The sequence below is a fragment of the Haloarcula sp. K1 genome (assembly GCF_001647155.1).
GTDB classification, from domain to species: domain Archaea; phylum Halobacteriota; class Halobacteria; order Halobacteriales; family Haloarculaceae; genus Haloarcula; species Haloarcula hispanica.
Genome location: NZ_LRHL01000034.1, coordinates 61,802 through 81,523, shown reverse-complemented (window position 1 = coordinate 81,523; position 19,722 = coordinate 61,802). Strand labels below are relative to the sequence as shown.

Here is a 19,722-nt window from a genome sequence, read left to right as displayed (position 1 = left end):
AAGCGTCGGGGGCGATTCCGGCCGATCACCCCGCCGGCGGACGGCTGTGACAGGCGGCCGGTCTCACTCCGGGTTCGGCGCGTAGCCCGCTCCGACGCGAAGCGTGAGGGCGCGCTCGCGCACCGACAGCGACAGCGTTTCGTGCGTGCTGAGTTCGCCGTCGCGGCTGAACGTCAGTTCGTCGCCGTCGCCGCTAACCGAGATCTCGTCGGCCCGGACGTGGGTCACCCCGTCGGTGTCGAGCGCCAGCAGTCGCTGGCCGATGGCCTCCGCGACGAGGTTGCCCGTGGGCATTTGTTCGACGATAGCCACGTCGAGCAGGCCGTCTTCCATGTTCGCCTGCCCGCCCTCTGCGACGAACTTGCGGGCGTTGCCCACCAGCAGGCACGTAGCCTCGCCCGACCACGTGAACGGGCCGTCTTCGCCGACGGCCTCGATAGTAAGGTCGAGCCCGTCGAAACGAAGCGCTTCCTGTGCCCCGGTGATGAGAAACGCCAGCGTGCCGAACCGTTCTTTGAGCTCCCCGGGGGTCGAGACGCTGGCGTCGGCGGGGAGCCCGGCGATACAGGAGACCAGAAACGGCTCGTCACCGGCGACTCCCACGTCGACCGTTCGTGTCTCGCCGGTGTCGGCGATTTCGACACCGTGTTCGATGTCCGTGACGCCGATGTTCCCGGCCAGGAGGTTCGCCGTTCCGGCCGGGATGACGCTCAGCGTCACCGAGTCGAGGTGGCCGGCGTCGTCGAGCCCACGGATGACCTCGTTCACCGTCCCGTCGCCGCCACAGACGGCGACCTCCGAAGCTTCGGCTCGACCCGCCTCGCGGCCGAGTTCGACCGCGTCGCCCGCCGCCTCGGTTTCGTACACCTCGAACCCGCGCGCCGCCATCAGCCGCGGGACGTAGTCGGCGTGCTCGCCGTCGCCACTGACGGGGTTGAGGATACACCGACGCGAGCCAATCTGCATGGTACTAGCGAGTCCGGTCCGGCACTTATACCGTGGTGATGTGCGGCGGCGTCAGTCCCAGTCGACGTCGACGCGCCGGTCCGTCTCGCGGAGAATGAAGGGACCGATAGCGAGCGTTCGTTTGGTTATCGTGACGATACGGAGGATGTACGATATCAGGACCGTGAACGGAAGCAGCGATGCTGTCGTCGTCACCGCGAGGAGCCACAACACGTCGGGGACGCCGGCCGTGACGCCGACGAAATCTTGCACATCGAGGAACAATAACGAGGTGATTGCGACGGTAAGCGCCGGGATAGCGACGTACAGCAATGTCCGGGAGAGGTCGGACAGTTCCCACTGAAAGTACAGCGTCTTGAAGTGTTCCCGGGCCAGGCCGAACAGTTCGAGCGTCTCGACGAGTTCCGCAAGCGAGTCGTCGATTTCGTCGGTGAGTTCGTCGGCGTAGGCCTCGCGGATGCGTCGACCGGCGTACAGCTTCCAGGAATAGTTGTAGTCCAGCGCGGCCTTGACGACGTCGAACTCGCCGAAGGTCCCGTCTTCGAGCTGAGCGGTGACGCTGTCGGCGTTGGTCAGCACGTCCGCCAGATAGTTCGACAGCAACGCCGCCAGGTCGTCATCGAGCGTCGCCTCCTCGGCGGCGTTCCGAGCATTCTCGGCCCGTTCGGCGGTCCCGCGGACCAGCGACCGGAGGAACGCCGAGGGCTCTGCCGGACTGACTGGCGTATCGACGGCGTCGGCCACGTCGGCGCGGAACTGCATCGACCCGTCCATCCGCTCGCGCTGATCGCCCACTGCACCGAGTTCCTGTGACAGGACGAGCTGGTTCAGTGTCAGAACCAGCGTAACGGCGGTTACAGTCCCCGTAATCAGCGCCTGAAACAGCGTTTCGACCGGGTCACCACGAGTCAACAGCGTCAATGCCGGTGTGGGATGCAAAAGTCCGACGGCGAGAATCCCACAGAACAGGACACCGGAGAGGAGGGCAGTGACGAGCCAGCGGTCCGCGTCGAGCAGGAGCCAGAGAAGTCGGGTGTCACCGGTGGCGCGCTCCCGCATGGTATCGCTCGACGCTCCACTGTCAGTGGTCATACAGGTCGGCTCGCCCGCCGGGGATAAAAGGGCGTGCCTGGCAGATGCCAGAAAGCCAGTACACCGTCGGTGAGAATCGGCCGAACGAACTGCAGCTATCGGCCGGCGAGGAACGTCACAGCGGTCCGCTGCTGCTCGACCTCGGTTTCGAGGTGGTCGCGGAACTCGGCGATGTCGATGTCCTTCTCCTCGCGTTCCTTGCGGTCCCGGACCGAGATGGTCCCGGCCTCCTCCTCGTTGTCGCCGATGACACACATGTAGGGCACGCGGTCGTCGTGGGCCTGCTGGATCTTCTTGCCGACCGTCCAGGAGCGGTCCTCGATGGTGACCCGGAAGTCATCGAGTTCGTCCTGAATCTCCTCGCAGTAGGCGATATTGTCGTCGCTGACCGGCAGCAGACGGATCTGTTCGGGGGCGAGCCACGGCGGGAACTTCCCGTTGTAGTGCTCGGTCAGCACCATGAAGAACCGCTCGTAGGAGCCATACAGCGCGCGGTGGATCATCACCGGGCGGTGCTCCTCGTTGTCCTCACCGGTGTAGGAGAGGTCGAACCGCTCGGGCATATTGAAGTCCAGTTGGACGGTCGGGCCGTCCCAGTGGCGACCGAGCGCGTCCTCGAACGCGAAGTCGATCTTCGGGCCGTAGAACGCGCCGTCGCCTTCTTCGACGACGTAGTCGATGTCCTGCTCGTCGAGGACGGCCTCCAGTTGGGATTCGGCTTTCTCCCAGATTTCGTCGCCGCCGACGGACTTCTCGGGCCGGGTGGCGAACTGGACAGTGTAGTCGAGGTTGAACGTGTCGAGCGTGTCGAGGATGATGTCGACCGTCGCCAGCACCTCCTCCTCAATCTGGTCCGGCCGAACGAACAGGTGGCCGTCGTCGATGGTAAAGGCCCACGTCCGGGAGAGCCCGGAGAGTTCGCCGCGCTGCTCTTTGCGGTACACCTTCCCGTCTTCGAAGTACCGCACTGGCAGGTCCCGGTAGCTCCAGGAGTTCTGCTCGAAGATGGTGGCGTGGCCTGGGCAGTTCATCGGCTTCAGGCCGTACTCCTCGTCGTTGACGTCGAGCAGGAACATGTCGTCGACGTAGTTCTCGTAGTGGCCCGACTTCTTCCACAGTTCAGTGCGGAAGACGTGGGGCGTCTCGACCTCGTCGTAGCCGGCGTCGCGGTTGAGGCCGGCGACGTAGTCCGACAGCTCGTTGAGGATCTTCTTGCCGTTGGGTTCGTACAGCGGCAGGCCCGGCCCGGTCGTCTCGTCGATGGAGAACAGGTCCATCTCCTGGCCGATCTTGCGGTGGTCGCGCTCCTCGGCCTTGCGGCGCTGTTCGAGGAACTCATCGAGCGCGTCCTCCGTCGGGAAGGCGGTTCCGTACACACGAGTCAGCGTCTCGTTCTCTTCCTCGCCGCGCCAGAAGGCCGCCGAGATTTCGAGCAGGGCGAAGCCGCCGATTTCGCCGGTCGATTCGACGTGGGGGCCCTGACAGAGGTCCTCGAACTCGCCTTGGGTGTAGAAGGAGACGTCCTCGTCGTCCGCGGCCTCGGTTTCGAGGATGTCTTGTTTGAACTGATTGTCCTCGTAACGCTCGAAGGCTTCGTCTCGGTCGACGAGTTCGCGCTCGATGTCGAGGTCCTCCTCGATTATCGCCTCGGCTTCGGCCTCGATGGCTTCGAGGTCGTCCTCGTCGATGTCGACGTCGGTGATGTCGTAGTAGAACCCGTTGTCGGTCCACGGCCCGATTGTGAGCTTGGCATCGGGATAGAGGCGCTGTAGGGCCTGTGCGAAGACGTGGGCGGCGGAGTGCCGAAGCACGTCGAGATACTCGTCACTGCTCTCGGTGACGATTTCGAGCTCGACGTCGGCTGTCAACGGCGCGTGCTTGTCGACAAGTTCGCCGTCGACGACGCCGGCGACCGTGTCGTCACCCAGCCCTGGCCCGATTTCGTAGGCGACATCCTCGACCGTGCTGCCGCGCTCGACCTCTAGTGGGGTCCCGTCGGGCAGCGTGACCGTGACCGTACTCATATCCGAGGATACGACGGCGGCCGGGGATAAGTGTATTGAGACGCGGGCGACGCTGGCGTTACTCTGGCAACAGCGGGTCCGAGTCCTCGTCGATAGCGTCGGCCGCCGGCAGGTCAGACTGGGCTGGCGGCCGCGCCGCACTCGCCCGTTCCAGCGATGAAAACGTCGATTCGTCTTCCCCTTCGAGCATGGTGAGCCGGTCCCTGACAGTGACCGTCTCCCCGTCGGCTGTGTGCGGCGTCACGCACCTGAGCTTCGCTCCGTCGTACTCGGCTAATAGTTGGATCGGGAACACGAGCGCGCGGTACTGCTCTCCCGTTATTTCCGAATCTACCGACCGCACCCGGAACGCTGGGTCGAGTGAACAGTCGTTTCGTTTTGCCCACTCCTGAAAGACGCTAACTCGGTTGAGTGCGAATAGCCCGAGCTCAGTCCGTGCCTCCGCTGGTGTGGACGGGATCTGCCGGCCAATTACCTGAACGGCAATATCTGACAGAACGTCAGCGTCCGACAGTCCCTGAAGCCGGTCGATGACCGCAGCCTGTTGCTGCGTGTGCCCGTCGGGCAGGAGTGAACGAACGTACAGTTCTGCCCGTGTCTCGTCTGGCTGCGTGCTCCCCTGCATCGTATAGAAATTAATGGACAGCGACCGGCAAAAGTATTCCTGTTGACAAATAATGGTTAGAACGATTATACACTGAACGACGGAAGGTGAATCAACGGTTTCACCGTCGGTTGGACAGCCACGGACCGCGTCAACGTGATAGGGAGTACTATGTGGGCACAGTTCGCATGAGAAGCCGGATATGTACGATTCGGTGCTCGTAGCCACAGACGGCAGTTCGGGTACGACGGAGACGCTCGCACACGCCACCTCTATCGCGCGCGACAACGACGCGACCCTCCACGGCCTGTACGTCGTGGACAAGCGGCTGTACCTTGCGGCCGACAAGTCCAATCAGGACGAAGTGCGGCAGTCGCTGGAGGAAGAGGGGGACGTCGCGCTCGACGACATCGTGGTCAGCGGCGAGGAGTCCGGCGTCGAGGTCGTCACAACCATGGAAGAGGGCATTCCCCACAAGACGATCACCGACTACGCCGAGCAGGAGGATATAGATCTCATCGTGATGGGGACCCACGGTCGAACCGGACGGGACCGGGTCGCCAATCTCGGGAGCGTCACCGAGCGCGTTGTGCAGAGCGCGCCCGTCCCCGTCCTCGTGGTCCACATCGAATAGCTCAGGTGGGGTACCGTTCGTATCGCGGACGTGGTCGGCGGCGGACAGACCACCAGGAACACCCCGTTCTGACCGGTATCTTTTCGAGCCGCCGACACGATGGGAGCAGTATGGACAGCCGAGAGTACACCTTCGAGGGAGCCACGCCGGACATCCACGGATACGCCCACGTCAGCCGCGAGGCGACGCTGGTGGGCGACGTCACTGTCGGCCCGAACGCGAACGTCTGGCCCGGCGTCGTGTTGCGCGGCGACGTGGCGCCCGTCGAGGTGGGCCGTGAATCGGCGATCGGTGACGGGGCTATCGTCCACGCATCGACCGTCGGCGAGAAGGTGATGGTCGGCCACGGAGCCGTCCTCAACGACGCAGCGGTCAAGGACGGGGCGCTCGTTGGCTTCAACTCGACAGTCAGCGACGCCACCATCGGCGAGGGCTCCATCGTCGCGATGGGGACGGTCGTCCCGCCGGGCTACGAGGTTCCTGCGGAGTCGTTCGTCCGTGGGAGCCCGGCCACGGTGACACCGCTGTCAGAGACAACAATCGACCCGAACGAGGTGTTCGAGGCGTTCAGCTCCGGCGATTACGCCAACCTCGCGGCCCGCCACGAGGATCTCTTCGAGTAACACCGGGTATCAACGCTGGAGACACACGACGGGTCACTTATAGTGGAAGAGCCCACACAGTACCGAGCATGGACGATATCGTCGACCTGGTGACCCGGTCGCTCGCCGACGACACTGCCGCCGAGTTCACCGAGCGGGTCGACGAACAGGCGATGCAGCTCCGGAGAGCCATCGAGGCCGGGGAGTTCGACAACGAAGCGTTCTCCGTCGGCCTGGAGATCGAACTGTACGCCATCAACGCGGAGCCGGACCCACCCGAGCCAGACGAGGAAGCAGACGACGAGGGAGTCGCCGAAGAAGACCTCGACGACGACCTGAGCGGATCGGGCGGGGCGGCCTGGAGCGGCTCACTCGACGCGCCGGCGGAGCCAGAAGGCGGCGGTGGCGCATCGCTGGAACCAAACGGTGACGGCCCGTCGCTGGAGCCAGACGAGAGCGACCCGCTAGAATCCGCCGGCGGTGAGTCATTGGACCAGAACGCCGGCGAAACCGCTGCCGAGTCCGAGGATTCGTTCGGTCCCGGGGAAGGACCGTCACTCGACATCGACCCGGACAGCCCGCTGGCCGAGGACGAACCGGAGACGCCAGAGGAGGAGGCCGAACCGGCCGTCGAGTCGTCAGTCGAGGAAGAAAGTGACGAGCCGTACATGGACCCCGAAGACTGGAAGGGGCGGCTGACCCGCCTGCCCGACGTGGTGTTCGAGGGCGAGGCCAACAAGGAACTGGGCCTGCACAACGCCGAGGTCAACACCGAACCGAACAGCTTCGACCAGACCGGGATGGAGGTCCAGACGACGGCGGTGGAGATGCAGACGAAACAGGCCCGCCAGCAGGCGAGCAAGCACAACTGCGAACTCGTCCTCGACGCGATGTGGACCATCCCGCCCGAGGAGGGCAGCGAGCAGTACCTCTCGGCGCACGAGACGAACGACGGCGTCGTCCTCGCGGACAACATGCGGCAGGCCCCCAGATACGTGGCGCTGGACAACGAGGCGCTGGACCACGCCGGCGGCAGCATCGACTTCGACGTTCCGGGGCACAGCGGGTCGTTCCCGACGATTCTGTTCGAGTCGCTGGCCACCTCGATCCAGCCACACCTTCAGGTTCCGGATGCCGAGGCGTTCCCCGAGTACTACAACGCCACGATACGGACGCTCGGGCCGCTGCTCGCGCTCTCGGTGAACTCGCCGTTCCTCCCCGCGGACATGTACGACGACACCGACGGCGAGTGGCTCTGTGACAACACCCATCACGAACTCCGCATCGCGGCCTTCGAGCAGTCGGTCAACACCAGCGAGAACCCGAAAGTCCGGGTCCCGCAGGACCTCGACGACACGACGGATGTCGTCGGTCGCGTCGTTGACGACGACCTGTTCGCGCCGTTCCTGCGGGAGTTCCTGCACGACGACGAGCGAACGGCGTTCGAAGACGAGTTCTGGGAGTTCGACCACAAGCGCGGGACCTACTGGCGCTGGCTCCGCTGTGTCGTCGGCGGCGCGGCCGTCGACGGGGCAAGCACCGAAAAGTCGCTCCGCATCGAGTACCGCCCGCTGCCGACCCAGCCCCACGCCAAAGACATGATCGGACTGCAGGCGCTGACGGTCGGTCTCATCCGCGGGCTGGTCGTCGCCGACCATCCCGCCGCGGAACTGCCCTGGCAGGAGGCCAGGCGGAGCTTCTACAGCGCCGCGCAGGACGGCTCTGAGGCCGACCTCTCGTGGGTGACAGCCGAGGGCGAGCGAACAGCCGACCACGACGAGATCTACGACGAAATCTTCGAGTACGCCCGTCTGGGGCTGGCCGAGCAGGGCGTGCCCGAGGCTCGCATCGACGAGTATCTCGACCCGATTGAAGCCCGCTACGAGGCCGGCATGACCCCGAGCGACTGGAAGATCGACCGGGTTCGACAGTCCCTCGATTCCGGCGACGACCTCTCGACGGCCATCCAGTCGATGCAGCGGGACTACATCGGGGCGAGCCGCGAGCACCACTCCTTTGCGGAGTGGCTGTAAGCGACCAGTCTCATGGCGGCAAGAAGTCGGGGTCGCCCTGCCGGATGGCGGGTATTTATTCGGATGACGCCGTTATATTCGGGTGATGGTATCCACAGGCGACACAGCGCCGGACATCTCGGCGACAATCGCGAACGGTGAGGTAGCGGACTTCGAACTGAGCGACCACCTGGGCGACGGGCCGGTCGTGCTCGCCTTCTTCCCGGGCGCGTTCACGCCGCCGTGCTCCAACGAGATGGTGGCCCTGCAGGAGCACCTCGGGGACTTCCACGACGCCGGCGCGACGGTGCTCGGCCTCAGCGCCGACTCGGCGTTCTCGCTGAACTCCTTCCGCGATGAGCACGGTCTGGAGTTCAACCTGGTCAGCGACATGGGCCGGTCGGCGATTCAGGACTACGACCTCGAAATCGACATCGAAGACCTCGGGCTGCTCGGCGTCGCGAACCGCGCCGTGTTCGTCGTTGACGACGACGGCGAAGTCTCCTATAGCTGGGTCGCCGACGACCCGACCAACGAGCCGGACTACGACGAACTGCTGGACGCCGTCGAGTCGGCGTAAACGGGCCACATAATACTCCGAACGGAATTTTTATCGGTACTGTCTCACAGCTACGCGTCTCGCGTCCGCCGAACGCCGGTGCCGGCCGACACCGCAGCGAGGTCGAACACGGCACCGTCAAGCGGCACGCCGGCGTAGGGGTCCGATGCCAACAGGAGCGCTCCGTCGAGGTCGACGTAGTCGACAAGCGGCGCGAGGTGGACCGCCGCGGCAATGCTGGCGTTTGACTCGACCATGCAGCCGAGCATCGAGTCGAGACCGTGCGCGTCGGCGGCGTTGAGCAGTCGGGTTGCGGGCCGGAGCCCGCCGCATTTGACCAGTTTGGCGTTGACGATGTCGCAGGCGTCGGCGACCCGTGGCACGTCCGACGCGGTGACGCAGGACTCATCGGCAGCGACGGGGATATCGGTCGCGTCAGTCACACGGCGGAGGCCGTCGATGTCGTCGGCTTCGACCGGCTGTTCCAGCATCGTGACGCCGGCGTCGGCGAGCCACGCAGTCTTATCGATAGCCTCCCCGGCGGTCCAGGCGGCGTTGGCGTCGACGCGTACCTCGGCGTCGGGGGCCGCGTCCCGGACCGCGTCCAGTCGCGCCCGGTCGTCGTCGGTTCCGAGTTTGACCTTCAGGTGGCCGAAGCCGTTGCCCGCCGCTTTCCTGGCCTTCTCGGCCATCCGCTCGGGCGAGTCGATGCCGACCGTATAGGTCGTCGGCGGGACAGCGTCAGGGTCGAGTCCCCACTGGCGGTACAGCGGCAGGTCCAGGCTTCGAGCGGCGAGGTCGTGGACGGCGATGGAGAGTGCCATCCGGGCAGCAGGCTGATTCGGCGCTTGCTCGCCGAGTTCTCGTTCAATATGCTGCTGGGCGTGCGGGTCGCCGATGCGGGCGACGGTCTCACAGAGCGAGGGCAGCGTTTCGGCCACTGACTGCGCGCTCTCGTCGTAGTACGCCGACGGCGTGACAGCCCCGATGCCGGTGGTTCCCTCGTGGGTGAGTTCGACCACGACGGTCTCGCTGGTCTCGCTGGTCTCCCGCGAGATGCCGAACGGGTTCGACAGCGGCAGGTCGTGGCGGTCGACAGTCCAGTTCATAGGATGGCGTCCAGCACCTCGTCGGGGACGCCGTGGCGGACGGGGTCCGTCGCCGGTGCGCCGAGGGATTCGCTGTACCCCGCGACAGCATCCGCGGCCTCGCTGTCGTCGAGATGGCGCGTGTTCAGCATCCCCGCGACGACTGACGCGTCCGAGATAGGCGCGGCCAGCCGCTCGTAGATGTCGACGTACTCGGGGAGCGGTGGAATGTCGAAGGACTCGTAGCCGTGAATCGCCTCGCGGCCGGCCTCGTGGCACATGACGAGCGCGTCGGGAGCCGACCCGTGGAGGATGCTCGTCGTCACGCCCGAATAGGCCGGGTGGGCAAGCGCGCCCTGACCCTCGACCACGAGGAGGTCCGCCGCCTGTGCCGCTTCGACCAGTCGCTCGACAGCGCCGGCGGCGTAGTCGGCGATGACGCGGTCGACGACGATGCCCCGGCCGGAGATGGCGATGCCGGTCTGACCGGTCGGGACGACGGCGGCGTCGAGGCCGCGCTCCCGTGCCGCGTCGCGAATCTCGAACGAGGCAGTCATCTTCCCCGTCGAGCAGTCGGTGCCGACGGTCGTCACGACCGTCGCGTCCACGTCGCCGGCGGTCCCCGCCGCCACAGTCAGGTCCTCAGGTGGCTTTCGGAGGTCGTGCAGTTCGGCGTCGTGTTCCGCGGCGAGGCGGGCGAACTCCTCGTCGTCGGCCAGGAAGTAGTGCAGTCCCGAGTACACGTCACAGCCGCGTTCGAGCGCCGTTCGCACGTCAGCGCGCCAGGACTCGTCGAACTCGCCGCCGATGGGCGAGATGCCGATGACGAGCGCGTCGACGTCGGGTGCGTCGGCCATCGACGCGACGATTGGGGCGTCCTGTACGTCCGGCAGCGAGTCGTGGACGCGTTGGCCGGCCCGCTCGCGGTCGACGAGTGCTCGTACTTCCCGGTCGCCGTACCGCAACAGCCCGACAGCCGTCTTGGCTCGGTCGGGAAAGGCGTCGTGTGTTAAAATGGCTACGGCCATAGCCGGACAGAGTCGCCGCCCCGCGAAAAAGCTACGGAACCGGCACCGACGGAGCTGGGATGACCGGGTCCCGAACTACGGCACGCGCAACCGAACAGTCCACAGCGACCGGACGGCGTCGTCGAGTGCGTCGTCCGGCTCCCCGGTCGCGTCGACCGGCTTCGTCGCCGTCGCGAGGTCCTCGAACTCGTGGATGACTGACCCCTCGCCGACGACGTACAGCCGGTCGGGAGACACCTCCTCGATAGCTGCTCGGCAGCGGTCGAGGTGGGAGTCGATCTGCTGGTCCCGGAGCCGCTCGAACCGGCTCTGTGAGAAGCCGCCCTTCGAGTGCTGGCTTTTCAGCTCCGAGTCGAAGCCGTGGAAGGCAGTCTGCTCCCGGCCGTCGTACTCGCCCAGGGCGAACAGGTCGGAACGGACTAGCGCGACGACGTGCTTGCCGGTGGGCTCGAACCACGACCGCTCCAGTCGAACGGCGTCGGCCCACTCGGTGAACGGCGACGGCGGCGCGGGGACGGACAGACACGCCGACAGAAGGCCTGCGTCATCCGTAACAGCCAGGCACGGCGCGGCGCTGGCGACCAGCGACGCGCGGTCGCCGAAGGCATCCCGGACCGGGCCTGGCAGGGAGTGCTCCCCGTCGACGTAGGCAGTAAAGACGCCTTCCGGCTCCGTCTCGAAGGACTCCAGCCGGTCGAGGACCTCACTCAGCCGCGACCTGCTGAGCGTCTCCTCGGCCCGGAACGTCGATTCGCCTTCTTCGTCCTGCAACCGCTCGACGCGGTCTTGGAGTTCGGCGACGCGGTCCTCCAGCCGGTTGACCTCGGCCTCGGCCCGCTGGCGCTCGGTCGCTGCGTCGGCGCGGCGTTCCTTCTCGGCGTCGAGCTGTCGTTCGAGGTGATGGTTCTCCTCTTCGAGTTCGGCCACCCGCTCTTTCAGCGACGCTCTGCCCAGCAACCGGTCAAGCATCGACTGGATGGCGGACGGGGACGGGCTTAAAAGTGACTTCCCGGACCGCCACTGCACCGAGGAGCCGTCAGTCAATCTGGCGTTTCGCTGTCATCACGCAGTGACGATATGATGAGTCGCTTGATGCCGCGTCGGAGGAGCCCACTGGCAGCCGGCTGAGAGATATCGAGATCCGCGGCGACATCGCTGAGGGTCGCGTTCCGCGGTTCTTCGAAATACCCTGTTTCGAATGCGACGAGGAGCGCCTCTCGCTGGCTATCGGTCAACCCGGCGTCGGTGTTCCCCAAACTGGCGTATTCGTTCACGCGCAGTAAATCGATATCAATCCCGTTCTGTTGTGCGTAGTCCCAGAGGTGAACTAGATCCGTTCGGTCGGGCATTCACACTGTGAGAATCCAGGCACTCCCGTCGTTCTCCATGTCGAGTATGACACCGTTCGCGGAGGAAATTACAGGTGAGAGGATTTTCGCTTCGTCCGTGTACTCGAAGCTGTAGATGGCCTCGTCGTCTCGGGTTTCGATGACTCGCTCGAATTCGCCGATGGTACTGTCGTTCCGTAATCCGTCTTCGAACTGCTGGAAATCGGACGATTCGATGTGATAGAAGAATTTCCCCGAGGTCGGGTCTGTTCCCGCCTCTGACACCGACCTGACTTTCGAACTGCGGTCGTGGGTAACGGTCTCCGTGAGCACGATGTCCGGGTGCTCGGCTCGGACGACCGCCGTGATATCGGTCATTGTTCTGTATCGTGGTTTGGTGCGCTAACGCGGACAAGTAGGCGTTATAACGGTAGCCGTGCGGTAGCTTAACTGGGTCGGTTGGTCGTGGTTTCTGCGCACGGGACTGCGGTCAGGGTTTGCACGTCGATACGAGCCGGTCAGCCTGGGAGACCCGATCAGAAATCACCCCACTGTTCAGCACAGTCCCGCACATCGATGGTTCAGACGCGATGATTGAACAGCACGGCCCAGAGACGCTCGAACCAGCCGGCTTCGGACGACGGGGTGGTCCCTGCGGGGAGGTAGAATTTGGATTCCGTAGCTCTGTCCTGATCGTCTGCATAGTTCCGCTGTGACATACAGGTAGATAGTAGCCACCTGACCGCATTGCTCTGTAGCTTAAGCGTATAACCTACTTATACCGGCCCGCGAGAAGTCCCCCAATTTCTGCCCGCTCAGTGAAAGCGGAGACTGCCACCAGAGCGGAGATGCTACGCCATCAGACTGCGGTATCGGGAAGTGTCGGCGTCCCCTCCGAGATAGAGAGCAGTTGTGCGGCGTGGTCCGCTTTCGCCAGGAACACTTCTTCGAGGCTGGGTGGGTTCCGAACGTTGGCGTCTTCTAACATCATTTCGGGAACGACGAGTGTGTCCGCCGGGACCTGTTCGTCCCCGTGGACGGCGAAGTGCTGGGAGCCGAGTTTCATTACCAGCGGATAGTCTGTGCGCTCGACCCCCTCGCCGGAGGCGTACAACTGTTCGTTCACTCGTTCGTGCTGCTCGCGACACATCGCGGCCGCCGCGTCGTCTCTCGGTTCGACGTAGAGACGGCCGAGGTAGTATCCGCGCGAAAACTGTTCGAACATCGGTGCATCTGGATGTGTGTCATTGACATACATAAGTGTTCGCCGGCAACCTTTTGCCGTCGTGCAAACAGCGCGGACTCAGTGGGTGGACGACGCGGTGTCGGCTCCTGTCCGACAGGGCTATGCCACGGCCGGCCCCGAGTCGACCTATGAGCGAGCAGCGGGGGCCGTTGCCACGTCGATATGCGCGGTACTATCTGGAACAGACGCCGAGTCTCGTGTGGCTGCTGGTCGTCAACGCCGTCGCGATGCTCGTCGGCGTCCGGTTCTACGTCGAAACGATGCCCGACGTGTCGACGTTTCTCTGGCCACTTTATGCCGATTCACCGGCTGCGCTATTCTTGATGACGTTATCGGTAGCTACCCTTCTGCCGTTCCTCGGTAAGTCACTCGACGAGGTTCCGCTGACGGTGCCGCTCGCGTACCTCCACACCGTTGCGCTGGTCTGGCTGATCAAGATGGGGCTGTGGACCGTCGTGGCGTTAAACATCGGCTTCGACGCCTACTTCCCGGCTCCGTGGGCGTATTTCGGCATCATCGTTACCCACCTCGGCTTCGTTGCCGAGGGACTGCTGGTCCCGCACTACGCCCGCACGACGAAAGGTGCGCTCGTGACTGCGCTGGTGCTGGCACTCGGTAACGACATACTCGATTACGGCTTCGGCTATCATCCGCCGTTGCGGTACGACCCAGGCCTCGTGTTACCGCTCGCCACCGTCGGGCTCTCGGTGCTGTCGGTAGCGATCGCCTGGCGGCTACTGCCGATGGTCGAACCGGTGCAGAAGACAGCTTAAACGCTCTTGGACTATCTACGATTGTTTCAAGTGTCTGTGAACGACACGAACGAAGGCGTTTCTTTTTGATGTGGGAGGGTAGAGGTATGGATAGGAATGAGTCCACGTCAGGCCACGCTCCTCACCGTGCTGGTCATCCTCGGGACTGTCGCTGTCGGCCTCCCGGCCGTGACAGCGCAGGAGACCGCGACGGAGACAGTGGCCACGCAGAACGACTCTACTAGCGGGATGGGGACGCAACTCACGGCGTTCCTCCAGTCGAACTCTGCCGCCGCGAACGACACGGTCGAGAACGGGATGTGGCGGTCGGCATACAACCAATCGAACGGAACTGAACGAGCCGAACTGGTCACGGAGCGAGCTGGCTCGCTCGAACGCCGGCTCGAACGGCTTCAGGAGCGCAACGCCACGCTTGAACAGCGATACGAGAACGGAAACATCAGTGAGCAGGCGTACATAGCTCAGCAGAGCCGCCTCACGGCGGAGATCGCGGGCCTACAGACCGCGATTAACGACACCGACACGGCCGCCGAACAGACCGGTGTGAACGACACCGCACTGGAGCGACTGAAACAGAACGCAAGCAAGCTCTCCGGCCAGCAGGTCTCGTCGATTGCTCGCGGCATCGCCGGACCACCAGAGACCGCCGGCCCAGGTGAGCAGGGACCACCGGACGACGCCGGAGTCAATCGAAGTGAGCAGGGACCGCCGGACGATGTTGGGACCAACCAGAGCGAACAGGGACCACCAGCCAACACGTCCGAACGGGGTGCAAACCAGAGTGAACAGGGACCGCCTGCTGACGCCCCCGGACAACAACGAAACGAGAGCGACCAGGGGCCACCGGACGACGGGCCTGACGACAGCGGAAACGAAACCGGGGAGTCCACACAGGGAAACGGGGCTGAACAGGGCAACGACAGAGGCAACGGGAATGGGGACGGCAATGACAGCGGCGACAATACCGCAGGAGACGACAGCGGTTCAGATGAAGCCGACAGTGGTGGGGAGGATGATTCAGCCGGTACATCGGACTCGGACGACAGTGCTGACGACAGTTCCGATGGCTCTGACGGAAGTTCTGGCAGTGACGGTGCTGACGACAGTTCCGATGACTCTGACGGGAGTTCTGGCAGTGACGGTGCTGACGACAGTTCCGATGACTCTGACGGGAGTTCTGGCAGTGACGGTGCTGAGGACACCTCTGATAGTAACGGTGCTGATGATTCTGGCGGCGCGTCCGGCGGTAACAACGGCGACGCGAATAACGGCGGAAACGATAACGGGCAAGGGAACAGTGGCGGACAGGGCGGTAATGGCGGAAGCGGCCAGGGGAACGGGAACAGCGGCTCACAGAGCATGTCGTGGATTGACCTGCTAACGTAGCCGGGAGACACCAGTAAACCGCCCGACGAGAGTCATGCTTTTGAACCGTGACCCGCTACCTACGTATCGATGGACTCCGCCGAGTTACTCAATCTCCTTGGAAACGCCAACCGCCGGCGGATTCTCAAACTCCTCGCACACAAGCCCTGCTACGTCACCGAAATCAGCGAATACATCGGCGTCAGCCCGAAAGCGGTCATCGACCACCTCCAGAAGCTCGAAGACGCCGGGCTCGTCGATTCCCGGACGGACGACCAGCGCCGGAAGTACTTCTCTATCGCCCGGAATCTCCGCCTGGAAGTCCGAGTCTCTCCCTACGAGTTCGGTACCAAGAGCGCCTACCCGGCAAACCCCGAGTTCGAGATGCCCTCCTGTCGCCATCTCTCGATAGACGTGGGGTCCACGTCCGACGGGGATTTTCACGACTTGGCGCGGGAACTGGAGCATCTCCAGCAGCTAGAGAACGAACTGTCGCTGGCCCAGCGATGGGTGCAGGCCCGCATGACCGACGTACGGGACCGCATCGACTCCGGCTTCGCGAACGGCGACGGACGACTGTACGCAGAACTGGTCAGCGGGCTCGCAAACGGTATCGATACCGTTCCGGCGCTGGCCCGAGAGATCGAGGCCCCGCCGGAAATCGTCGAGGAAGCGCTCACTCGGCTTGCAGAGGACGACGTGGTCGAACGGACCGACGACGGCTGGGAAATCGTCTAACACGACAAGTGACTGCTGTTGGAGCGGTGGCAGCTAGCTCACTCTATGTCTTTCGTCAGCCCGCTCCGCAGGTCGCGGCCGAAGTAGTGCCCGACAAGCGCGAGCACGAGGCCGACCCCGCCAGCGATAGCGAACAGTCTGGTGCCGTTCAGTCCCGCGGCGAGCTGTGGGAGGAGGGACAGAACAGCCGTTGCGCCGCCGCTGACAGCGCCCGCCAGACCCAGTTCGGCGTATCGGCGCTCGCTGGCGAGCAGTCCGTAGACGAATCCGCCAAGCAGGATGCCGACCAGTTCGGTGAACGGGACGAGCGGTATCAGCCCGCCGAGCACCATCCCACCGCCGACCGCACCGAAGGCGAACAACAGCGCTCGGAGCGAAAAGTAGCTCCCACTGTCTTTGGTGGTGGAGTCGCTGACAGAAGACTCCGCATCGCGCGATTCCCCGACAGCGACGTCCGTCTCCGCTGACTCCGTCACGCCGACATCGACGCCGAGGTCACTGCCCGATTTTGCGTCCGCGTCGCGGGTCCGCTCCTCGGTTCGTTCGGCCATATAGAGTGTGTGACCGCGAGCAGTATGGTCCTTGTGGGGGCCGCCGGCAGTCAGGGATACGGTGGTGTGTCGCTCAGATACCGAGCCACTCGTCGTTGCGAACCGAGTAGCCGTTCGACCGGCAGAACTTCGCCGCCTGTCGGCGGACGTCGCGGGACCCGGGAAGCGTCTCTTTCTCGTGGATGCGCTCGATAATCCAGTCGGCGATGGCCCGGATACCCTCGTCGTCGTCATCCGCGTCGATAGCCCGCAGCTCCCGGAACGTCCGCTCGTAGCCGTCGCGCTGTGAGGCGCCAAAGGACGCGCTCTGGTGTTCGTCGGCGGCCTCGACGACGCGTTTCATCGCCCCGGCTACCGTCGGCCGCTGGACCCGCGTCCGGACCTCGGCCGGCGATTCGAAGGACTCGACCTCCGCATCGGGCAAGAGGTCCGCGACAGTGTACGTCCCGTCGGCCGACTCGATTTCGTGATCGCCGACCGTAGCGACCACGTCAGCCGCTGTCGCCGGGAATTCGAGCGATTCGAGTTCTGTCTCGAAGTACGCGAGTTCCGTCGGATCGACCGGCGGCTCGGGTTCGTCCGCCCGCTCAAGTTCCTCAGTGATAGCGCGCTCCCGCTGGCGGCGCTCCTCGTTTTGGGCCTGGGCTTCACGGCCGTTCTTGTTGTCTGCCATACTTGTTAGGAGAATGTCTAGTGGGATAACATTGTGGTCTGATAGCGTTTGTAACTCGCAGTAACGGACGTAGATATCCCGGACCAGAGCCGCGGCGAGCGCCCCAACCGCCGGCCGGTCGCCAGGTCCGGCGCGTGGCCGAGAGCGCTCGCCGAAACGAGTGGGTTCAAGTCCCACCGGCGGAAAGTGCCGCGCATGAACGCAGGCGACCGGGTCCGCGTCGAGCGCGCGGCCCAGACCTACGAGGGCGTGGTGCTCCCGTCGAGTACGCCCGACCACCTCGTCGTCAAACTCGACGGCGGGTACAACGTCGGCATCGACCGCGAGGACGCGTCCGTCGACGTGCTGGAATCGGACGTGTACGACGTCGAAAGCGCACAGGACGAACAGAGCCAGTCGGCAATCGAGTTCGACGACGATCTCCCGACGGTCTCGCTGATTTCCACCGGCGGCACGATTGCCTCGACGGTCGACTACCGCACCGGCGCGGTGACGGCCCAGTTCGACGCCGAGGACGTGCTGCGGGCGGTCCCGGACCTGGCAGGGATGGCGAACTATCGCGGCCGCGTCGTCGCCAACATCCTCTCGGAGAACATGACCCCGGCGGTCTGGCAGGACCTCGCGCAGGCGGTCCACGAGGAGATCGAGGCCGGCGCGGACGGTATCGTCGTCATGCACGGCACCGACACGATGCAGTACTCCGCGTCGGCGCTGTCGTTCATGCTCGACACGCCGGTCCCGATAGTCTTTACGGGCAGCCAGCGCTCGGCGGACCGACCGTCCTCGGACAACGTGATGAACGCCGTCTCCGCCGTCGAGGCCGCCACGAGCGACTGCGCAGAAGTGCTGGTCTGCATGCACGCCGACGAGTCCGACGACCGCTGTGCGCTCCATCGCGGCACTCGCGTCCGGAAGAACCACACCTCGCGCCGGGACGCCTTCGAGACGGTCGGCGCGAAGCCGCTCGGCGAGGTCGATTACGACATCGACGGTGAGAGCACAGTTACGTTCCACCGCGAATACGCCGAACGGGACGCCGTCGACCTGGCGCTGCACGACGACATCGAGACAGACGTGGAACTCCTGAAGTTCTCCCCCGGAATGGACCCGTCGCTGCTAGAAGCCGCCGCCGAGGACAGCGAGGGCGTCGTCATCGAGGGAACCGGGCTCGGCCACGTCAACACCGACTGGATCGGGACCATCGAGGAGCTCGACATCCCGCTTGTCATGACCAGCCAGTGCCTCGAAGGGCGGGTCTGTGACCGCGTCTACGACACCGGCCGGGACTTGCTCGACGCCGGCGTCATCGAGGGCGAGGACATGCTCCCCGGCACAGCGAAGGTCAAGCTCATGTGGGCGCTGGCAAACAGCGACGACGTTGCCGACGCCATGCAGGAACCCCTTGCCGGCGAGATTCAGCAGCGCTCGACGCCGTGGCTGTAGCACCGAACACGGTGTGGTAGCCTCGGCGGGACGGGCCGTTCCCGGCTGGCGAATCGACGCGACCCTTTTTTCACCGTCGCGGGAGAGTCTGCCCGTATGTCGCCGACTGTTCGGACGGCTCGTCACGACGACTACGACGATATTGTCGAACTGACAAGCGATGTCTGGGCCGACCGCGCGATGGCCGATTACATCCCCGACGTGTTCCGCGACTGGGTCGACGACGACGGCGCGGACCGGAAAACCCTCGTCGTCGATGTTGACGGTCACGCCGTCGGCCTCGCGCAGGCCGTCATGCTCACTGAGACCGAGGCGTGGTTTCAGGGCATGCGTATAGACTCGGACTACAGAGGGCAGGGATTGGGGTCGCTGCTGACCGACCACCTCATAGAATGGGCGGCCGATGCCGGCGCGTCAGTCGGCCGAAGCATGGTGTTTTCCTGGAACGAGGCCGGACTCGGGCAGTCGCTGGCTGCTGGCTTCGAGGCGGTCACGTCGTTCCGCTGGGTACACCCCGAGCCACGGGACGAGACGCCCGGGATGACTGTCGGAAACGACCCCGCGACAGCGTGGCGCTACTGGCAGGAGAGCGACGGACGAGACGTCCTGTCCGGGCTCGCGCTCGACAGCGGGGAGAGCTGGGCGCTCTCGACGCTGACGCGGGACACGCTCGACCGGCTGGCGACTGATCAGGCGGTCCTGACCGTCGGGGATAAGCCACGAGGCCTGGCGTGTCGCGTCCGGACGACCGAAGCTGACGGCGAACGGCTCGCGGAGTACGCTGTCGGGGTGTGGAGCGACGTCGACGCTGCGCGGGCGTTGTTCACTGCGATAGCCGCCGACGCAGCTACGCTCGGCGTTGACGGGACGCGGGTCCTCATCCCCGAGACACCGCGCCATGTGGCCCAGGCCGCGTACGCCAGCGGGAACATCGACGGCCGCCCGGACTTCGTGTTCGAGATAGACGGCCTCGGAGAGTTATCATAACCGATAACG

At 64.6% G+C, this 19,722-nt stretch carries 20 protein-coding genes and 1 pseudogene; 9 read left to right on the top strand and 12 right to left on the bottom strand.

Annotated elements, in window-relative coordinates; genetic code table 11:
- Positions 1–63: 63 nt before the first annotated feature.
- The 4 genes from AV929_RS11000 to AV929_RS10985 all read right to left on the bottom strand — a co-directional run bounded on the left by AV929_RS11000 (position 64) and on the right by AV929_RS10985 (position 4,707).
- Entirely contained in the window at positions 64–966 is a 903-nt protein-coding gene (locus AV929_RS11000) for a diacylglycerol kinase family protein (RefSeq protein WP_064288268.1), read from the bottom strand.
- A gap of 51 nt (positions 967–1,017) precedes the next feature.
- A complete protein-coding gene (locus tag AV929_RS10995; protein ID WP_050037612.1) occupies positions 1,018–2,058 on the bottom strand; it encodes a hypothetical protein in 1,041 nt (346 codons plus the stop codon).
- A 95-nt stretch (positions 2,059–2,153) separates the two neighbouring features.
- Positions 2,154–4,082 carry a threonine--tRNA ligase gene (gene thrS / locus AV929_RS10990; protein WP_064288267.1) on the bottom strand — a complete coding sequence of 643 codons (1,929 nt, stop codon included), beginning with the start codon at positions 4,080–4,082 and terminating at the stop codon, positions 2,154–2,156.
- 58 nt (positions 4,083–4,140) lie between these two features.
- The gene (locus AV929_RS10985) at positions 4,141–4,707 is read right to left on the bottom strand and encodes an HTH domain-containing protein (protein WP_014039639.1); all 567 of its coding nucleotides are present in this window, start codon (positions 4,705–4,707) and stop codon (positions 4,141–4,143) included.
- A gap of 181 nt (positions 4,708–4,888) precedes the next feature.
- Here AV929_RS10985 and AV929_RS10980 point away from each other — a divergent pair, with 181 nt between their 5' ends.
- From AV929_RS10980 to AV929_RS10965, 4 genes are all read left to right on the top strand, one after another.
- Positions 4,889–5,320 carry a universal stress protein gene (locus AV929_RS10980; RefSeq protein ID WP_014039638.1) on the top strand — a complete coding sequence of 144 codons (432 nt, stop codon included), beginning with the start codon at positions 4,889–4,891 and terminating at the stop codon, positions 5,318–5,320.
- A 110-nt stretch (positions 5,321–5,430) separates the two neighbouring features.
- The gene (locus tag AV929_RS10975) at positions 5,431–5,943 is read left to right on the top strand and encodes a gamma carbonic anhydrase family protein (RefSeq protein ID WP_014039637.1); all 513 of its coding nucleotides are present in this window, start codon (positions 5,431–5,433) and stop codon (positions 5,941–5,943) included.
- A 68-nt stretch (positions 5,944–6,011) separates the two neighbouring features.
- Positions 6,012–7,955, top strand: coding sequence for a hypothetical protein (locus AV929_RS10970; RefSeq protein ID WP_064288266.1), 1,944 nt, complete (start codon positions 6,012–6,014; stop codon positions 7,953–7,955).
- Between the two features lie 85 nt (positions 7,956–8,040).
- Positions 8,041–8,514 (top strand): peroxiredoxin, encoded by a 474-nt coding sequence (locus AV929_RS10965; protein WP_064288265.1) that lies wholly within the window; start codon positions 8,041–8,043, stop codon positions 8,512–8,514.
- A 50-nt stretch (positions 8,515–8,564) separates the two neighbouring features.
- Here AV929_RS10965 and AV929_RS10960 read toward each other — a convergent pair whose 3' ends face one another.
- The 6 genes and pseudogenes from AV929_RS10960 to AV929_RS10940 form a co-directional block, all read right to left on the bottom strand.
- Positions 8,565–9,602 (bottom strand): dipeptide epimerase, encoded by a 1,038-nt coding sequence (locus AV929_RS10960; protein WP_064288264.1) that lies wholly within the window; start codon positions 9,600–9,602, stop codon positions 8,565–8,567.
- Positions 9,599–10,609 carry a DUF1611 domain-containing protein gene (locus AV929_RS10955; protein WP_014039633.1) on the bottom strand — a complete coding sequence of 337 codons (1,011 nt, stop codon included), beginning with the start codon at positions 10,607–10,609 and terminating at the stop codon, positions 9,599–9,601. Before AV929_RS10955 ends, AV929_RS10960 begins: the two co-directional genes overlap by 4 nt.
- A gap of 75 nt (positions 10,610–10,684) precedes the next feature.
- Entirely contained in the window at positions 10,685–11,578 is an 894-nt protein-coding gene (locus tag AV929_RS10950) for a Vms1/Ankzf1 family peptidyl-tRNA hydrolase (protein WP_064288263.1), read from the bottom strand.
- Between the two features lie 71 nt (positions 11,579–11,649).
- Positions 11,650–12,315 (bottom strand): annotated as a pseudogene (locus AV929_RS22960) (helix-turn-helix domain-containing protein).
- Between the two features lie 203 nt (positions 12,316–12,518).
- Entirely contained in the window at positions 12,519–12,656 is a 138-nt protein-coding gene (locus AV929_RS21900; RefSeq protein ID WP_154020794.1) for a hypothetical protein, read from the bottom strand.
- Between the two features lie 140 nt (positions 12,657–12,796).
- Positions 12,797–13,162 (bottom strand): DUF5802 family protein, encoded by a 366-nt coding sequence (locus AV929_RS10940; protein WP_050037605.1) that lies wholly within the window; start codon positions 13,160–13,162, stop codon positions 12,797–12,799.
- A 149-nt stretch (positions 13,163–13,311) separates the two neighbouring features.
- On the opposite strand from AV929_RS10940, the gene AV929_RS10935 reads away from it, so the two are divergent.
- The 3 genes from AV929_RS10935 (at position 13,312) to AV929_RS10925 (ending at position 16,059) form a co-directional block, all read left to right on the top strand.
- Positions 13,312–13,956 carry a DUF1405 domain-containing protein gene (locus tag AV929_RS10935; RefSeq protein WP_064288262.1) on the top strand — a complete coding sequence of 215 codons (645 nt, stop codon included), beginning with the start codon at positions 13,312–13,314 and terminating at the stop codon, positions 13,954–13,956.
- Between the two features lie 96 nt (positions 13,957–14,052).
- Entirely contained in the window at positions 14,053–15,342 is a 1,290-nt protein-coding gene (locus AV929_RS10930; RefSeq protein WP_064288261.1) for a hypothetical protein, read from the top strand.
- Positions 15,343–15,411: 69 nt separating this feature from the next.
- Positions 15,412–16,059 (top strand): metalloregulator ArsR/SmtB family transcription factor, encoded by a 648-nt coding sequence (locus AV929_RS10925; RefSeq protein ID WP_014039629.1) that lies wholly within the window; start codon positions 15,412–15,414, stop codon positions 16,057–16,059.
- 38 nt (positions 16,060–16,097) lie between these two features.
- Here the strand turns inward: AV929_RS10925 and AV929_RS10920 are convergent, their stop codons facing one another.
- Both AV929_RS10920 and AV929_RS10915 read right to left on the bottom strand, forming a co-directional pair.
- On the bottom strand, positions 16,098–16,610 hold the full coding sequence (locus tag AV929_RS10920) for a hypothetical protein (protein ID WP_064288260.1): 513 nt from the start codon (positions 16,608–16,610) through the stop codon (positions 16,098–16,100).
- Between the two features lie 73 nt (positions 16,611–16,683).
- Positions 16,684–17,283, bottom strand: a complete 600-nt coding sequence (locus AV929_RS10915) for a hypothetical protein (RefSeq protein ID WP_050037601.1) — start codon at positions 17,281–17,283, stop codon at positions 16,684–16,686.
- Positions 17,284–17,478: 195 nt separating this feature from the next.
- On the opposite strand from AV929_RS10915, the gene gatD reads away from it, so the two are divergent.
- Both gatD and AV929_RS10905 read left to right on the top strand, forming a co-directional pair.
- The gene (gatD, locus tag AV929_RS10910; RefSeq protein ID WP_064288259.1) at positions 17,479–18,726 is read left to right on the top strand and encodes a Glu-tRNA(Gln) amidotransferase subunit GatD; all 1,248 of its coding nucleotides are present in this window, start codon (positions 17,479–17,481) and stop codon (positions 18,724–18,726) included.
- A 96-nt stretch (positions 18,727–18,822) separates the two neighbouring features.
- Entirely contained in the window at positions 18,823–19,713 is an 891-nt protein-coding gene (locus AV929_RS10905) for a GNAT family N-acetyltransferase (RefSeq protein WP_014039624.1), read from the top strand.
- The last annotated feature ends 9 nt before the right edge of the window (positions 19,714–19,722 follow it).

Coding starts and splice junctions, on each gene's coding strand:
- AV929_RS11000 (WP_064288268.1), bottom strand. CDS start 966: ATGCAGATTGGCTCGCGTCGGTGTATCCTCAACCCCGTCAGTGGCGAC.
- AV929_RS10995 (WP_050037612.1), bottom strand. CDS start 2,058: ATGACCACTGACAGTGGAGCGTCGAGCGATACCATGCGGGAGCGCGCC.
- thrS (WP_064288267.1), bottom strand. CDS start 4,082: ATGAGTACGGTCACGGTCACGCTGCCCGACGGGACCCCACTAGAGGTC.
- AV929_RS10985 (WP_014039639.1), bottom strand. CDS start 4,707: ATGCAGGGGAGCACGCAGCCAGACGAGACACGGGCAGAACTGTACGTT.
- AV929_RS10980 (WP_014039638.1), top strand. CDS start 4,889: ATGTACGATTCGGTGCTCGTAGCCACAGACGGCAGTTCGGGTACGACG.
- AV929_RS10975 (WP_014039637.1), top strand. CDS start 5,431: ATGGACAGCCGAGAGTACACCTTCGAGGGAGCCACGCCGGACATCCAC.
- AV929_RS10970 (WP_064288266.1), top strand. CDS start 6,012: ATGGACGATATCGTCGACCTGGTGACCCGGTCGCTCGCCGACGACACT.
- AV929_RS10965 (WP_064288265.1), top strand. CDS start 8,041: ATGGTATCCACAGGCGACACAGCGCCGGACATCTCGGCGACAATCGCG.
- AV929_RS10960 (WP_064288264.1), bottom strand. CDS start 9,602: ATGAACTGGACTGTCGACCGCCACGACCTGCCGCTGTCGAACCCGTTC.
- AV929_RS10955 (WP_014039633.1), bottom strand. CDS start 10,609: ATGGCCGTAGCCATTTTAACACACGACGCCTTTCCCGACCGAGCCAAG.
- AV929_RS10950 (WP_064288263.1), bottom strand. CDS start 11,578: ATGCTTGACCGGTTGCTGGGCAGAGCGTCGCTGAAAGAGCGGGTGGCC.
- AV929_RS21900 (WP_154020794.1), bottom strand. CDS start 12,656: ATGTCACAGCGGAACTATGCAGACGATCAGGACAGAGCTACGGAATCC.
- AV929_RS10940 (WP_050037605.1), bottom strand. CDS start 13,162: ATGTTCGAACAGTTTTCGCGCGGATACTACCTCGGCCGTCTCTACGTC.
- AV929_RS10935 (WP_064288262.1), top strand. CDS start 13,312: ATGAGCGAGCAGCGGGGGCCGTTGCCACGTCGATATGCGCGGTACTAT.
- AV929_RS10930 (WP_064288261.1), top strand. CDS start 14,053: ATGAGTCCACGTCAGGCCACGCTCCTCACCGTGCTGGTCATCCTCGGG.
- AV929_RS10925 (WP_014039629.1), top strand. CDS start 15,412: ATGGACTCCGCCGAGTTACTCAATCTCCTTGGAAACGCCAACCGCCGG.
- AV929_RS10920 (WP_064288260.1), bottom strand. CDS start 16,610: ATGGCCGAACGAACCGAGGAGCGGACCCGCGACGCGGACGCAAAATCG.
- AV929_RS10915 (WP_050037601.1), bottom strand. CDS start 17,283: ATGGCAGACAACAAGAACGGCCGTGAAGCCCAGGCCCAAAACGAGGAG.
- gatD (WP_064288259.1), top strand. CDS start 17,479: ATGAACGCAGGCGACCGGGTCCGCGTCGAGCGCGCGGCCCAGACCTAC.
- AV929_RS10905 (WP_014039624.1), top strand. CDS start 18,823: ATGTCGCCGACTGTTCGGACGGCTCGTCACGACGACTACGACGATATT.